Raw genomic sequence first — 13,973 nt, 5'->3', positions numbered from 1 at the left:
GCCAARTTGTTACGCCATGGATTGATTGAAAAGAGTTTTGTGCCACCTGCGGATATTCGTGAGTTGCGGGATTTGACCCGTTTGCGCAAAAAGTGGATGGGGCAATTGACTGCAGAGAAGAACCGAATTCACAAAGTATTGGAATGTTCCAATATCAAGCTTAGCGCCGTGATTTCCGATATCTTTGGAGCATCTGGCCGGAAATTGCTCGATCGTTTAATGAAACAAGGGTATATCGAAGAGTGGGAAATCGATGCTTGCATTCACGGAAGGATGAAAGAAAAAAAAAGGCACAAATTCAGGAATCGCTCTTTGGTACATTAACGGAGCATCAATTGTTCATGATTCGGCAATCGTGGAAGCACATCGAGTATTTGGAAAGCTTGATTCAGGAGATGGACCATCGAATCGACCAACTCTTACAAGCGGATCAGCAGGAGTTGGAACTTCTGATGACGATCCCAGGAGTCAAAAAAGAAACGGCCGCCGTCATCATCGCGGAAATTGGAGTGGATATGGGACAATTTCCGACTTCCCAGCACCTCGCCTCATGGGCAGGGGTCGCTCCAGGCAATCACGAAAGTGCCGGAAAACGAAAAAGCACGCGAACAACCAAAGGGAATCCTCATATCAAATCGGCTTTATGCGAGGCAGCATGGGCGTTATCACGATGTAAGAATCAGCGTTTGGCGGCAAAGTTTTGGTCATTGAAATCACGGAGAGGAACGAAAAAAGCACTCGTTGCGATCGCGCACCGAGTACTTATCATTGTGTACTGCATGCTTTCTCGAAAAGAACCGTTTCGAGAACAGCCAACTCACTAGTATAACCAAAAAAAATAAGAACTATACAAGATACCTAAAAATAAGGTAGCTCTGCTTTCTTATTGCCTTTTTTGGTCATTAACAGGGTGTCCCATTTGATCGAGGAATATACCACTTCGGCCATGGTTCGTTGATTTTCACAGAAAAAAAGGCGGAATTTCCTGCATGGTAAAGGTACCAAACCATTCACCATAGGAGGAAATTCAACATGCAATCTCAGTTTACCAAAGATTTGATCACTTTACTATGCTTTCTTATTCAAGGAGAACGAAAAGAGAGGGATCGATGGACTTTTGAACTTTCCTTCTCTCTTCATTGCTCAATCTGCCCGACTGATTTCGGACGGACCACTCAAACGTTATGAAAACAAAAACAATAGGTTCATAGCTATACAAATACGGTCGATTCATTTTTTGATTGAACTTCCCATAGAAAGACGACGTTGCCAAGCCTGTTTTCTGACGTTCACAGTTTCTTATACGGGACTTCCGTCTAACCGGCATCGCGACGCAATCGTTTCAACTTTTGGGTTGCTCAGATATTTATCGGAAAAAACGACTCAAGAAGTCACTCGTTTGTTACAACTCTCCTACATGACAGTAGAACGGTAGAACGCTAGTTTTATCAATCCCCCGGCTCATCGAATCCCACAGTAAGTAATCGGTATGGATGAATTCGTTTTTCCAAAGAAACATCATGACGGAGTAGCGGTGATGGAAGCACAGACTCAGTTGACGGGATTCGATATACACAACGCTTCACTTCCTGTATCAATTCTTCTCGACACTTTTGTCTAGCATTTTTAAGGCAATTACGCCACTTAATAATAACCTCTTAGAGAAACTTTCAATACTTCGCACCTTTTCCCCAATTGGTAATCGAAACGATGTTCATGGATATATGATATCAAGAACGGTTGTGCCCTGCCATTCGACTCTTCCGTACTTGGTTTTACATCCCCCCTCATCCAGTTTCTTTGTAATAACATAATCGCCGATTCCGACCACAAGGCAATCGAAAGGATAATAGCGTAAATCCTGAAAGCATATATCCATGATATGTAAACAGATAAAGACCCCTTTCGCGAGGGGCCTTCAATTTTTCAGCAGGATGAAGCTTGCAAAACGTCAAAGCCCTGCAGCTCTACTCAATTAACAAGTGGCTCTCACTAAGCAACCAATGACTCTCCTGCATCGAAATATTCAATTGAACTCATTTAGTGAATGAATATCTGTACGCACCCGACGTCCAAATCCAGGGCCCAAACACCAGAACCCCCCATTTTATTTTTGAATGCCTTATTTTTGAAGTCGCTGCCGTCTGCAGTAACAGCCATAAACCGCGCAAAGTATTGAAAATAAAGGATTTCTACGTATCAACTCGTTGCATTGCTACTACACACTCCACATGCGCGGTGTGCGGGAACATGTCGACGGGCTGGATGTAGTCGACTTGATACGTTTTGGATAGCCGGTCAATGTCGCGCGCGAGGCTTGATGGGTTACAGGAGACGTAGACGATTTTGGATGGCTTGACCTGAAGAATGGTGCGCAATAAAGCTTCGTCACAGCCGGTGCGCGGCGGGTCGACGATCACCACATCGGGGCGCCAGCCTTGTTTCACCCACTTTGGCAGAATATGTTCTGCTTTTCCGACCGTATATACCGCGTGGTGAAATCCGTGGCGCGCAGCGTTTTTGCGTGCATCCTCAATCGCTTCACGAATCGTGTCCATTCCGCGCACTTCCCCGGCATCTTTCGCGAGCCAAAGCCCGATCGTCCCGACACCGCAATATGCATCAACCACTTTTTCGTGCCCTGTCAGCCTTGCTGCTTTTTTCACTTCATCATAGAGCTTGACGGTTTGCACAGGATTTAATTGAAAAAAAGCGCGAGCCGAGAGCTCGAATGAAAGATCGCCAAGCACCTCTTGAATGTACTCTTCCCCTTCAAGCAAAAATGTCTCTTCGCCAAAAATAAGCGATGTTTTCTGGCCGTTCACGTTTTGCATGATCGACTTCACCTCCGGAAGCCGGCGCTGAATCTCTGAAATCAGCAGCTCTTTCCGTGGCAGTTCTTTTTTGGCGGTAATGAACACAAGCTGCACTTCTTTTGTGTGAAAGCCAACTCTGGCAACAATGGTGCGCACAATTCCCGTCCGTTTCCGCTCGTTGTAAATCGGGATGCGTAAATCCTCTAAAATCGTTTTGACGATCGCCGTTACTCGATTTGTAGCTTGATGCTGGATGACGCATTCCGCGATATCAATTAATTGATGGGAGCCCATTCCATACAGACCGGCAATGACGTTTTCATTCCGCTTTCCGACTTGAAATTGGCTTTTATTGCGGTAATGCCATGGGTCTTCCATGCCGATGGCCGGCTTGATCTCCAACGCTTCCACAGGAATGCGGCAGTGCCGTTCAAACGCTTGGATGACAATATCACGCTTCGCCTCAAGCTGCGCTTGATAATCGAAATGCTGAAGCTGGCAACCGCCGCACTGCTCGTAAACGGGACAACGCGGAGTGACGCGATGAGCGGACGATCTGCGTATTTTTTTAATCTTCGCCTCAGCGTATTTTGGATGAATAGTTGTCGCCTCTACCACGACCTCTTCTCCTGGAAGCGCTCCTGGCACAAAAACAACCTGCTTTTTAAAATAACCGACTCCTTCCCCATTGATGCCAAGCCGCTTAATCGTCAACGGAAATTGTTGTCCTTTCTGAATGGTAATCGCTGTTTTCCCCATGCTTTCAACTCCTATTCGATGCTTCTCCATAAATACAGCGAGGCATAGCTTAAATACGGCTCCCATTTTTGAGCAAGTGCCTCCATTTGCTCAAAAGAAGGCTTGGTTTCTAAGTGAAGTAATTTTTGAATGGCTCGCTGCAGCCCGATATCGGCTTTTGGAAACAGATTAGGGCGTCCAAGTCCAAACAAAAGAAAATTTTGCACTGTCCATGGACCAATGCCGCGAATCGGGAGCAGCATGTTGGCCACTTCCGCGTCCTCCGCATGCCGCAGTTCGCCCAAGCGCAGCTTCCCTTCCACCATCAGCCGCGATGTATGGATGATGTATTCCGCCTTTTTACCGCTGAGTTGCAATGACCGCAGATCATCATAATGAAGCGCGGCAATTTTCTCGGGCCGCGGATAAAACCAGATTCCCTCTCTTTCCGTTCCAAAAGCTTTCACAAACCGCTCGGTTAAACGATAGGCCACTTTTAAATGAAGCTGTTGGTGAATAAAGCACTTCATCAGACAAAAATAAAGGTCGAAGTCCAAAATGAGCGGTGTTCCTTCATGCTCGAGAAACAGCTCGCGCAATTCTGTTTGCAAAAAATGTTGGTGAATCGGCGCAAGCGGCACATTCCATTGAAAAACATCGGAAATTCTTTTGACAATTTCCTCCTTCAGCTCTTCGTGTTCCGCTTCAACCAAAAACGCCGGATTGCTTTTATCACCGATGCTTTGGACGAAAACCGCCACTGGAACATCACGGATATAAAGCGGTACAGCCAGTCGCTGTCGTTCAACATCGGCCACTGTGAGAGGGTCTAGCTCCAACCTTTCCAATACGCGTGAAAAATCATAAGGAGCGCTTACTTTTATGTGTTGCTGCCACATGTCCGTTCCTTCCTTTTTTCTTTCATTATACGAAACAAAACCCTTTGAACAAAAGCTCAAAGGGTAAAGAGCAACGGATGAAAACGCATTTTTTCTGCCATTAAGTCATCGAGACTTTTAAAAGTATACCCTTGCTTGCGCAAATCATCAATTACTTTGGCAAGCGCATCCGCATTATCTTTAGAAACGGTATGAAGCAAAATAATCGCTCCTGGATGAATTTGCTTCATAATCTGATCATAAGAATATTTCCAGCCTTTTTGCTGGTCGGTATTCCAGTCGACAAAGGCAAGCGACCAAAAGACATGGTAATAGCCGAGCTCACGAGCGACGGCCATCGTTCGCTCACTGAAAATGCCCCGTGGAGGACGAAGGTACATCATGCCTTTTTGTCCCGTCAATTCCGCTGTTCTTTGCCGTACGGATTCCAACTCTTTGCGCAGGCGCTCATCGCTTACTTGCGTTAAATCAGGATGATGCCAAGAGTGATTACCGACGATATGCCCTTCTTTCACCATGCGTTTGACCAAATCAGGCGCCGTTTCTAAATAATGTCCTGTCACAAAAAAGGTGGCTGGTACCCTCTTTTGCTTAAGTACATCTAAAATTTGTGCCGTATAGCCATTTTCATATCCGTTATCAAAAGTTAAATAAATCTCCTTTTTTTGCGTATTTCCTATATAAAAACCATCGTATTTGACAAGCAGTTCGCTCCATTCCTTTCCGGCAGACGGCGGCTTATGATCTTTGCTTTTGGCAAATCCCCAATGAATGGGGGTGTTGGCAGTTGCGTAAGCTGTCTGTGACATGAGCGGAATGGCCACCATCCATAAAGATAAAAATAAAACAAGTCGCTTCATTGTTTCCCTCCCCTAAAAATAAATTCGCTATAATTAGGGTTTTCTTTATGCGAGCTGCTTAGTCAATCCATTTTCTGCAAAAAAACCGCTAGCGTTGATCGCTAGCGGTTCAGACTGTTATCAAACACTTTCATGATGCTTCCTTGATTCGTTTTCTCGCTCGGCTGTGTTTCTTATCGGCCAAGCCTTGTCAAGTTAGGACGATCAGGAATAGATGATGCGTAAAGTGGTTGCAGACAAGCTCAACATGGATTTTGTCTACACCCTTGTTTTTTCCGCTTATTTAAATACCGGCTCTTTAAATTGCGCTAATGTTTCTAATGACGATTTTTCGACATCCTCGTGAAGGCTGTTGCCATGAGAGTCCATTGTCACGACGGCGGTAAAGTTTTCCACTTTCAAATGCCACATCGCTTCTGGAATACCAAATTCTAACATATTGACACCCTCAACCGATTTGATACAGTCCGCATAATATTGTGCTGCTCCACCGATCGCATTTAAGTAAACGCCGCCATGTTCTTTTAATGCGGACAATGTTTTCGCTCCCATGCCGCCCTTTCCAATCACCGCGCGAATGCCGAATTTTTTCATAATGTCACCTTGATAAGGTTCCTCGCGAATGCTTGTTGTCGGTCCTGCCGCCTTCACATGCCATTTGCCTTCTTTATCTTTCAGCATAACCGGACCGCAATGATAAATAATTTGTCCATTTAAATCAACCGGAGCATCATGATCCATTAAATATTTATGGATCGCATCACGTCCTGTATAGATCATGCCATTAATGCGAACCACATCGCCGACTTTCAACTGGCGAATCTGCTCTTCTGTAATCGGCGCTTCGAGCACAATTTCACGTGATTCTCCCACTCCTGTCGAAGCTTTTTCTTCCACCTTCTCTAATTCTTCGGCAAAATCCACATCTTCTCCGTCTTGATAGAGCCATTCTTGAATTTCCCCTGTTTCTGGATGAATCTTCACTCCAAGACGACGGAATGCCCAGCAATTATAGGCAACAGAAACGAAGAAGCTAGCCGGAATACGATGCATCACACCAATTTTACAGCCAAGAAGCGTCGTTTCACCGCCAAATCCCATTGTGCCGATGCCAAGCTTATTAGCATTTTCCATAATATATTCTTCTAACTGGCGAAGTTCTTCGTTCGGATTGACATCATCCACAGAACGAAAGAGCTGTTCCTTTGCCAGATCATATCCGGAAGAACGGTCGCCGCCGATGCCGACACCGATGAATCCGGCACTGCATCCTTGGCCTTGCGCTTGATATACGGAATGCAAAATACATTTGCGGATTCCATCTAAATCGCGTCCGGCTCGTCCAAGTCCTTCCAATTCGCAAGGCAAGCTATATTGAATATTTTTATTTTCACAGCCGCCGCCTTTTAAAATGAGACGAACATCAATATAGTCCTTTTCCCATTGCTCGAATTTTATGACTGGGACACCTACTCCTAAGTTGTCGCCGCTGTTTTCTCCTGTTAGCGAATCGACGGAGTTTGGCCGAAGCTTTCCATCTTTTGTCGCTTGCACGACCGCCTGGCGAATCGCTTCTTTCATTTGAATTTGATTCACTCCGACAGGAACCTTAATTTTAAATGTTGGCAGCCCTGTATCCTGACAGATAGGCGATACATTTTCATCGGCCATTTTTATATTCCCAGCAATGGTCGATAGAGCCATTGCGGCACGAGTTCCGGCATTTTCTCTTGCTTTGGCGCGAGCGATGGCCCGCCGAACATCTTTTGGAAGCTTCGTTGATGTCTCAACAATAAGCTGGTACATACTTTCTTGAAATTTTTCCATCCTAAACGCCCCTTCCCCTTTGTTCATCATATGTATCCATCGTTCGACTTCTTTTTTATTATACTCCTTTTTAGTGATGGATGAAAACGGATGGCATTGGAAAAAAGAAAAAAGCCGTATGACGGCTTTTTACCAGCTTTTTTTGAATTGTTCATATTTCATTTCGAGCGAATCAATGACGGCAATGAGCCGATCAATATCCTCTAAATCCGCAGCCTCTGGATCTAGCGAATCAAGCATGTGCAGCAGCATGTTGAAACGCTCCTCTAGATATTTCAATTGTTTTTCTTTCTCATAAACGGCATTACCCACTACGTTTCTCTCCTTTCTCCCTTTCATCGTACATGATTGTTCAAGAAATGACAATCAACTATAATGAAGATGAATGGACTTTAAATAGTAAAGGAGAATGATATGGCTCGTTTAACACTGGAACCGATTAGCCCATCCTTTGACCCATGGGAGGCCTATCTGGATGTTCAGCAATACGGTTCATTGCAGTTAACCAATGTCGAATTTACGACCACCACATTATGTAATATGCGCTGTGAACATTGCGCTGTTGGTTATACATTACAAACGAAAGATCCTAAAGCATTGCCTCTTGATCTGCTTATCCGGCGTCTGGAAGAAATTCCATATTTGCGTTCGTTAAGTATTACAGGCGGAGAACCGATGCTTTCGCTCAAGTCGGTTAACGAGTATGTCGTTCCATTATTGAAATATGCCCGCGAACGCGGAGTGCGGACACAAATCAACTCCAACTTAACGCTGGATTTAGAGCGCTATGAAAAAATTATTCCATATTTAGATGTGCTTCATATTTCTCATAACTGGGGCACAATGGAGGATTTTGTTGAAGGCGGGTTTGCCATGATGGAACGAAAGCCAAACATCCGCCAGCGCGAAGCCTACTTTGAACGAATGATTGAAAACGCCAAAGCTCTTTCACAAATGGGAGTTATCGTCTCTGCCGAAACGATGCTCAATAAACGGACATTGCCGCATTTAAAAAACATTCATAATCAAATTGTTCATGAAATGCAATGTAAGCGGCATGAGGTGCATCCGATGTACCCGAGCGACTTTGCCAGTGCTCTAGAAGCGCTGTCGCTTGATGAGCTGCGGAAAGCCATTCATTATTTGCTGGATATTCGCGATGAAAACGTCTGGATGCTCTTCGGAACGCTGCCATTTTATCCTTGCAGCAGTAACGAAGACGATCTCGCCTTACTGAAACGGCTATATGCCAGCAAAAATGTGACTGTGCGCAACGATCCAGATGGTCGGTCCCGCTTAAATGTCAACATTTTTACTGGAGAAATTATTGTAACGGACTTCGGCGACGAACCATCACTCGGCAATATCCAGCATCACTCTCTGCTTGAGGCCTATGAAAGATGGATGAATTCTTCGCTTGCCCAACAACTGAATTGCCACTGTCCATCGGTGCAATGCCTCGGCCCAAATGTTCTTGTTAAGAATAGCTATTATTGCGATGTTGATTTTACCAATAGAGCTGCGCGCATCATCAAATAAACATCGTATTCATCCTAGATATTGTAAAATGGCAGACAAAGCCGAAAAGGACTTTGTCTGCCACTAAAATGAAATCAAAGACAAAAGTAGCCCTCAATGACGAACAGAAGGCAGACCTTTATGCGAAGAGTAAAGTGGAGATAGAAGATGCGTTCGGAAACATTAAGGGCAATCTGTCGTTTACTCGATTTCTGTTCGGTAGACTGGAAAAGGTGCAAACAGGATTCAGGATAGTGGCAATACCCCCTTCTGAAATTAGCGGACATCTGACACGCTCTTTTGGGACGAGTCCAATCTAAGGAGGAGATCCTTTCCTTAATGTGCAGCTGCTCGTTTTTGTTGGGTTGTTCGTGTTCTACGTTGACCAATGTATTGCTTCAAAGCTGGTATCGCAAATCGATCTACTCCAAAATAGTAAGCCCCTGCTCTTACAAATAGTAATATAACTGCCGCTGTTAATAAAACGGGATTTGTGCTCACCGTACCCGCTAATAAGAAGTTTAAGTTCATAAACGCTCCTGCGAGCAATGCTGGAATCGTTGCCGCTCCAATGATTAACCCTACCCCAACAAGCACTTCACCATATGGGATCAGAATATTAAATAGCTTGACATTTGGAATCGCAACATTTTCAAGAAAAGCAGCATACCATCCTTGAACAGCTGGATTTTCTCCTGTCGCTTTTGCCAGAGCACCTTGTAAAAAGCCACTCGCATCAAATTCCCCTGTCACCTTATGAAGTCCTGCTTCCAACCACTGAATTCCCAACCATACTCTCATCACGGTCCAAATAACGGCTGCTTGAGGAGTCTGATACCATCTCATTTTTTATTCCTCCCAAATTTTATTTGTGAAATATTTCACATAACGTACTAAAAAAATAAGTGTATAAAGTTCTGTTCTTTCGCATTATTTTGTGAAACATTTCACTAATTCATTACATCTTTAGTGTAATTTATTTTTACTTTATTTGCAATATCGTTCACGTGATTGTCATAATAAAACCATTTATATGAGAAGCGGCAAATCCTTTGAAGCTATACACAGAGTAGAGAAGTTATTCACAAAAAGCATATTTATATCTTTGTGAATTATGTGTATAACTAGGAAAAATCTCAGCAAATCAATATGGTTTTTGTGGATAAATATGTGAACACAATCATTACGAGCTCTTTTCTCTATTTAACACATCCAGCGGGAAGCTTTCCACCTCTAAACGAAGTGAAGGGGAAGAGGTTTATATTTAGGGAAACCATTGAAAAAGAGTACCCGTTTATCAAAATGGAAATTTCCTGAAATTAAGAGATGAGCAAATCACACGACATTTATTACTATGTTCTATGTACGAATCTATCCACACGAGCGACACAAGCTTCTTCGTTTAGCTAGTTGGGGCGCTCCTCTATTCCAACCAAGGAATCGGTTCATGTTTGCAGGCATCCGCCACGTGAACTTCAGAAAAAAGAAAAAGAGTAAATGGAAAAATAACCCATTTTCCCATCCACTCTTTTGTAAAGGTTTTTGAACAAGCCCCCTTATCTTGGTTGATCGCTGATCACATAAGAAAAAGAGAGGCGGTCCTGGACTGGAATCCAGGCACCGATTCCTTGTGTCGTCACATTTTTTACCATGATTTTTTTCTTGTTTCCTTTGAGGACAATATATACTTCTCCATATGTGACCTTTCCTTTTTCATTCACCGCTGGAGCATATGCATATAAGTAGCCCATTTTCTTCGCTGGCACTTGATACGACTGGTCTTTTTTCGTTCCGATGCCGATCACCGTACTAAATGACAATGGCAAGCTGGTTTTTTTCATTGCCGTTAGCAACATCATCTTTTTGACCGCTTCCTCGCTTGGAACTTGCGCTGTTAATCCGCCGCGAATTTGCTTTTGCATTTCTTGTCTATAATGCAGCTTTTGCGCTGCTTTGCCGCCGCGGTTATCCAAAAAGTTTGTATTCACCTTTTGATATTCCCAGTTTGTTGAGGTCTCTAGCGATTGATAGTTAAGCGGCCATTGACCCAAATAAATCGTTGCTCGATATCCAATCGAGAACGGAGTGCTTGATATTGATGATTCATTTAATAAACGAATCAGTTCTGGATTTTCAATTTTAACATTGGCAGATTGAAGCAATTGTTTAGCGAGAGAGCTCGGCTGTAAATAAGGCAAATCCTGCGTCGAATTCGGATACGTATTTTCCTTTGATATATCGACAGCGGAATTGCCCAGCACTTGTTTCAATGCAGCGGCGTGGGCTAAAATAGGCGAATATATCATTAGAACGCTCATTACACAACTAATGATCCACTTTTTCATTGCACCAACTCCTTTCCATTGCTGCTTTCTTCGTTATTTTTTTCAAAAAAAGAACGTTTATCCATCCTAAAAAAATTTATTATTATTCATTTTAATGTTAAAAATATTCAAATAATATGATATACTATCTCATAGATGTGCTGTTTTTCCTCCTATTGATGCAATACCGCCATCGCTTGGTCGATTAGGACAAGCGAAAAAAGACTCTGCAAACGCAGAGTCTTTTTTTTACAACAAATAAAAGCCGATTCCCATAATAATATAAGCAGCCAAAAGCGTAGCTCCTTCAAACCAGTTGGTGTCTCCGTCATTTGAAAGAACGATAATCAGCAATACAGATGTAGCCATCGCCGCCAATTCAGGAAGCGAAAAAACAAGCGGCATGCTTGTCGGGAAGAACAGAGAAATAAGAACAAGCACGGGAGCGACAAACATGGCGATTTGCAGTGTAGACCCAATCGCAATTTCAACTGCCACATTCATTTTGTTTTTATACGCCATAATGATGGCAGAAGCATGCTCTGCCGCATTTCCGACAATCGCAACGATGATGATTCCGATAAACAGCTCGCTCCAGCCAAACGATTCAGCCACTGTTTCAAATGTATGAACAAGCCTTTCCGATATGTAAGCAACCGCTACAGTAGCGAGAGCTAAAATCGTAATCGCTTTTCCTTTACCCCATTCCGGCTCTTCATGATGCTCTGCTTCGTCCGATTTGTGCTGATAGACGCCGCGATGCGTCACCAGCTTAAAGTACAGAGCGGCCAAATAAAGAATAATCATAATGACGGAAATACCAATGCTTAGCGATAAGGTTTTCGTTTGCGACATATTCGTCGAAAATACTTCCGGGATCACAAACGCCACTAAAATAGCAAATGTTAGCAACCCCGCGTTATGACGGGCATCATACACATTAAACTCTTGGCGCTTATACTTGAGTCCCCCCACAAAAAACGATAACCCTGCAACCAATAACAGATTGCCTAATACCGAGCCTGTTAAGGAAGCTAGTACTACTTCTACCAGTCCCGCTTTCAATGCAAAAACCGAGATAATCAACTCCACCGCATTGCCAAACGTTGCATTTAGCAGTCCACCAATACGCGGACCTGTCACAATGGCCAAGCTCTCCGTCGCCCGGCCCATATAACTCGCTAACGCAATGACCGTAAGGCAATAAATCAAAAACATCATCACTGAAGGCCAATGGAGAAGTCCTCCAATCACTGATAGCGGTACCCCGACAAACACCATTAGCGCAAATATTTTATTCATCTTTTGCACCCAACCTTTCCACTATGGAATAAGCTCAAATGTTTCCGTAATACGGATGCAGCCTTCCACCGATTGAACCATTGGACAGTTTTTTCTGGCGATTTCCAAAGATTTCGCCACTTGCCTCTCATCTAAATCGCTGCCTTTAATCATAAAATGGAGATGGATGGCTTCCACACGGTTCGCTTCCTTTTCATTACGTGCCACATCAGCCCGAATTTTTATGTCCTCTATATGCAATCGTTTCTTTTCTAAAATTTTTCTCAATACTCCGCCGCTGCAAACAGCAATGGAAGAAACAAGCAGCTGATAAGGACGGAAACCGTAAGCTTCATCTCCAGCTACATGTAAATCTCCATATTCAAGATTCGTGTAAAACCCTACTTCCTTCATCACAAATTCCATAGATTGCTCACCTCTTTTTTCTTGTTTTTCATCCAAAAGCTATGTACCATGATAATCAACGTACTTTTTAGCAAACGAGGGGTTTCATTATGCGACTTTGGATTCTAGTCAGCATTGTTGCTATTTCCGGATTATCGCAAGGCATGCTGCTTCCTTTGTTATCTATTATTATGGAAAAGCACGGATTTTCTTCTTCCGTTAACGGCATGCACGCTACTGCCATGTATATAGGTGTGTTGCTGATTTCTCCGTTTCTCGAAAAGCCATTGCGAAAATATGGATATCGGCCCATGATTATGCTTGGTGGTTTTATTGTACTATTGTCTCTCCTTTTATTTCCACTATGGCATTCATTTTTATTTTGGTTTGTATTACGCTTGTTCATTGGGATCGGCGATCATATGCTTCACTTTGCGACTCAAACATGGATTACTGATTTTTCGCCGACACAACGCCGCGGGCGCAATTTATCGTTATATGGCTTATTTTTCGGAATTGGTTTTGCCGTTGGCCCGATGCTTGCATCGCTTGTTGAGATTCACGAGGCGCTGCCGTTTCTTTTATCTTCCTTATTGAGCTTTGCAGGATGGCTTACTGTTTTTTCGCTCAAAAATGCGCATCCTGAAGTCAACGATGCTTCGGAAAAATCGAGTGGACTGCGCCGTTTCACACAAACATGGAAATATGCTTGGACGGCATTATTGCTTCCGCTTGCCTATGGTTTCCTAGAGGCTGCCATTCATGGCATTTTCCCTGTTTATGCGCTACGAGAGCACATTTCGGTCGAACATATCTCCTTTATTTTGCCAGCTTTTTCAATTGGAAGCATCCTATTTCAATTACCGCTCGGCATTTTTAGCGATCGCTTGGGCCGCAAAACAGTCCTTATCACAGCTGTGCTTCTTGGGAGTTTGAGCTTTATCAGCGCTCAGTTTTTTACGAATTCACCTCTTGGTCTTTTTGCCTGCTTTTTTGTGGCTGGGATGTTCGTTGGTTCGCTCTTTTCGCTTGGCATTACCTATATGGCCGATTTGCTTCCAAAAACACTGCTTCCAGCCGGAAATTTATTATCTGGCATCCTTTACAGCGTAGGAAGCATGGTGGGGCCTTTTTCACTTGGAGTCATCATCCAATACAAACAAGGAGGCAGCTTTTTTGTCGCTGTCAGCACCCTTTTGTTCCTCATTTTTCTTATCCTTGCATACAATAAACCAAAGGAGATCAGGGAGATTGCAGATCATTGATCTCCTTTTTTTATCACCAACCTGTTCTGTCTCCTTGACT

The 13,973-nt window shown here is 43.5% G+C and carries 11 protein-coding genes and 1 pseudogene; 3 read left to right on the top strand and 9 right to left on the bottom strand.

Features of this window, described 5'->3' with window-relative positions; genetic code table 11:
- Positions 1 to 824 (top strand): annotated as a pseudogene (locus B6A27_RS01600) (IS110 family RNA-guided transposase); the annotation flags it as partial.
- 1,368 nt (positions 825 to 2,192) lie between these two features.
- Here B6A27_RS01600 and rlmD read toward each other — a convergent pair.
- The 5 genes from rlmD to B6A27_RS01575 all read right to left on the bottom strand — a co-directional run bounded on the left by rlmD (position 2,193) and on the right by B6A27_RS01575 (position 7,452).
- The gene (gene rlmD, locus B6A27_RS01595; protein ID WP_080859793.1) at positions 2,193 to 3,575 is read right to left on the bottom strand and encodes a 23S rRNA (uracil(1939)-C(5))-methyltransferase RlmD; all 1,383 of its coding nucleotides are present in this window, start codon (positions 3,573 to 3,575) and stop codon (positions 2,193 to 2,195) included.
- Positions 3,576 to 3,586: 11 nt separating this feature from the next.
- Positions 3,587 to 4,453: a DNA-3-methyladenine glycosylase family protein gene (locus B6A27_RS01590; RefSeq protein ID WP_080859791.1), complete on the bottom strand. Its 867-nt coding sequence runs from the start codon at positions 4,451 to 4,453 to the stop codon at positions 3,587 to 3,589.
- A gap of 56 nt (positions 4,454 to 4,509) precedes the next feature.
- A complete protein-coding gene (pdaA, locus tag B6A27_RS01585) occupies positions 4,510 to 5,280 on the bottom strand; it encodes a delta-lactam-biosynthetic de-N-acetylase (protein WP_369818783.1) in 771 nt (256 codons plus the stop codon).
- A gap of 312 nt (positions 5,281 to 5,592) precedes the next feature.
- Entirely contained in the window at positions 5,593 to 7,140 is a 1,548-nt protein-coding gene (locus B6A27_RS01580) for a fumarate hydratase (protein WP_080859788.1), read from the bottom strand.
- 129 nt (positions 7,141 to 7,269) lie between these two features.
- Entirely contained in the window at positions 7,270 to 7,452 is a 183-nt protein-coding gene (locus B6A27_RS01575; RefSeq protein WP_066146705.1) for an SE1561 family protein, read from the bottom strand.
- A 102-nt stretch (positions 7,453 to 7,554) separates the two neighbouring features.
- On the opposite strand from B6A27_RS01575, the gene yfkAB reads away from it, so the two are divergent.
- A complete protein-coding gene (gene yfkAB / locus B6A27_RS01570; protein WP_066146702.1) occupies positions 7,555 to 8,679 on the top strand; it encodes a radical SAM/CxCxxxxC motif protein YfkAB in 1,125 nt (374 codons plus the stop codon).
- A gap of 315 nt (positions 8,680 to 8,994) precedes the next feature.
- On the opposite strand, the gene B6A27_RS01560 is transcribed toward yfkAB, so the two are convergent.
- From B6A27_RS01560 to B6A27_RS01545, 4 genes are all read right to left on the bottom strand, one after another.
- The gene (locus tag B6A27_RS01560) at positions 8,995 to 9,504 is read right to left on the bottom strand and encodes a DoxX family membrane protein (RefSeq protein WP_080859783.1); all 510 of its coding nucleotides are present in this window, start codon (positions 9,502 to 9,504) and stop codon (positions 8,995 to 8,997) included.
- 710 nt (positions 9,505 to 10,214) lie between these two features.
- Positions 10,215 to 11,003 (bottom strand): YfkD famly protein, encoded by a 789-nt coding sequence (locus B6A27_RS01555; protein WP_066146694.1) that lies wholly within the window; start codon positions 11,001 to 11,003, stop codon positions 10,215 to 10,217.
- 228 nt (positions 11,004 to 11,231) lie between these two features.
- Positions 11,232 to 12,284, bottom strand: coding sequence for a calcium/proton exchanger (cax, locus tag B6A27_RS01550; protein ID WP_080859781.1), 1,053 nt, complete (start codon positions 12,282 to 12,284; stop codon positions 11,232 to 11,234).
- 21 nt (positions 12,285 to 12,305) lie between these two features.
- Entirely contained in the window at positions 12,306 to 12,689 is a 384-nt protein-coding gene (locus tag B6A27_RS01545) for an OsmC family protein (RefSeq protein WP_066146687.1), read from the bottom strand.
- Between the two features lie 89 nt (positions 12,690 to 12,778).
- Here B6A27_RS01545 and B6A27_RS01540 point away from each other — a divergent pair, with 89 nt between their 5' ends.
- Positions 12,779 to 13,933 carry an MFS transporter gene (locus B6A27_RS01540; RefSeq protein WP_080859779.1) on the top strand — a complete coding sequence of 385 codons (1,155 nt, stop codon included), beginning with the start codon at positions 12,779 to 12,781 and terminating at the stop codon, positions 13,931 to 13,933.
- Positions 13,934 to 13,973 lie beyond the last annotated feature (40 nt).

The organism is Anoxybacillus sp. UARK-01, from assembly GCF_002075365.1.
In the GTDB taxonomy this organism is placed as follows: Bacteria; Bacillota; Bacilli; order Bacillales; family Anoxybacillaceae; genus Anoxybacteroides; species Anoxybacteroides rupiense.
This window is presented reverse-complemented; position numbering and strand designations above follow the sequence as displayed.

Excerpts from the sequence above, each read along its gene's own strand:
- yfkAB (WP_066146702.1), top strand. The coding sequence starts at position 7,555 with ATGGCTCGTTTAACACTGGAACCGATTAGCCCATCCTTTGACCCATGG.
- B6A27_RS01555 (WP_066146694.1), bottom strand. The coding sequence starts at position 11,003 with ATGAAAAAGTGGATCATTAGTTGTGTAATGAGCGTTCTAATGATATAT.
- B6A27_RS01540 (WP_080859779.1), top strand. The coding sequence starts at position 12,779 with ATGCGACTTTGGATTCTAGTCAGCATTGTTGCTATTTCCGGATTATCG.
- B6A27_RS01580 (WP_080859788.1), bottom strand. The coding sequence starts at position 7,140 with ATGGAAAAATTTCAAGAAAGTATGTACCAGCTTATTGTTGAGACATCA.
- rlmD (WP_080859793.1), bottom strand. The coding sequence starts at position 3,575 with ATGGGGAAAACAGCGATTACCATTCAGAAAGGACAACAATTTCCGTTG.
- cax (WP_080859781.1), bottom strand. The coding sequence starts at position 12,284 with ATGAATAAAATATTTGCGCTAATGGTGTTTGTCGGGGTACCGCTATCA.
- B6A27_RS01590 (WP_080859791.1), bottom strand. The coding sequence starts at position 4,453 with ATGTGGCAGCAACACATAAAAGTAAGCGCTCCTTATGATTTTTCACGC.
- B6A27_RS01560 (WP_080859783.1), bottom strand. The coding sequence starts at position 9,504 with ATGAGATGGTATCAGACTCCTCAAGCAGCCGTTATTTGGACCGTGATG.
- pdaA (WP_369818783.1), bottom strand. The coding sequence starts at position 5,280 with ATGGTGGCCATTCCGCTCATGTCACAGACAGCTTACGCAACTGCCAAC.
- B6A27_RS01545 (WP_066146687.1), bottom strand. The coding sequence starts at position 12,689 with ATGGAATTTGTGATGAAGGAAGTAGGGTTTTACACGAATCTTGAATAT.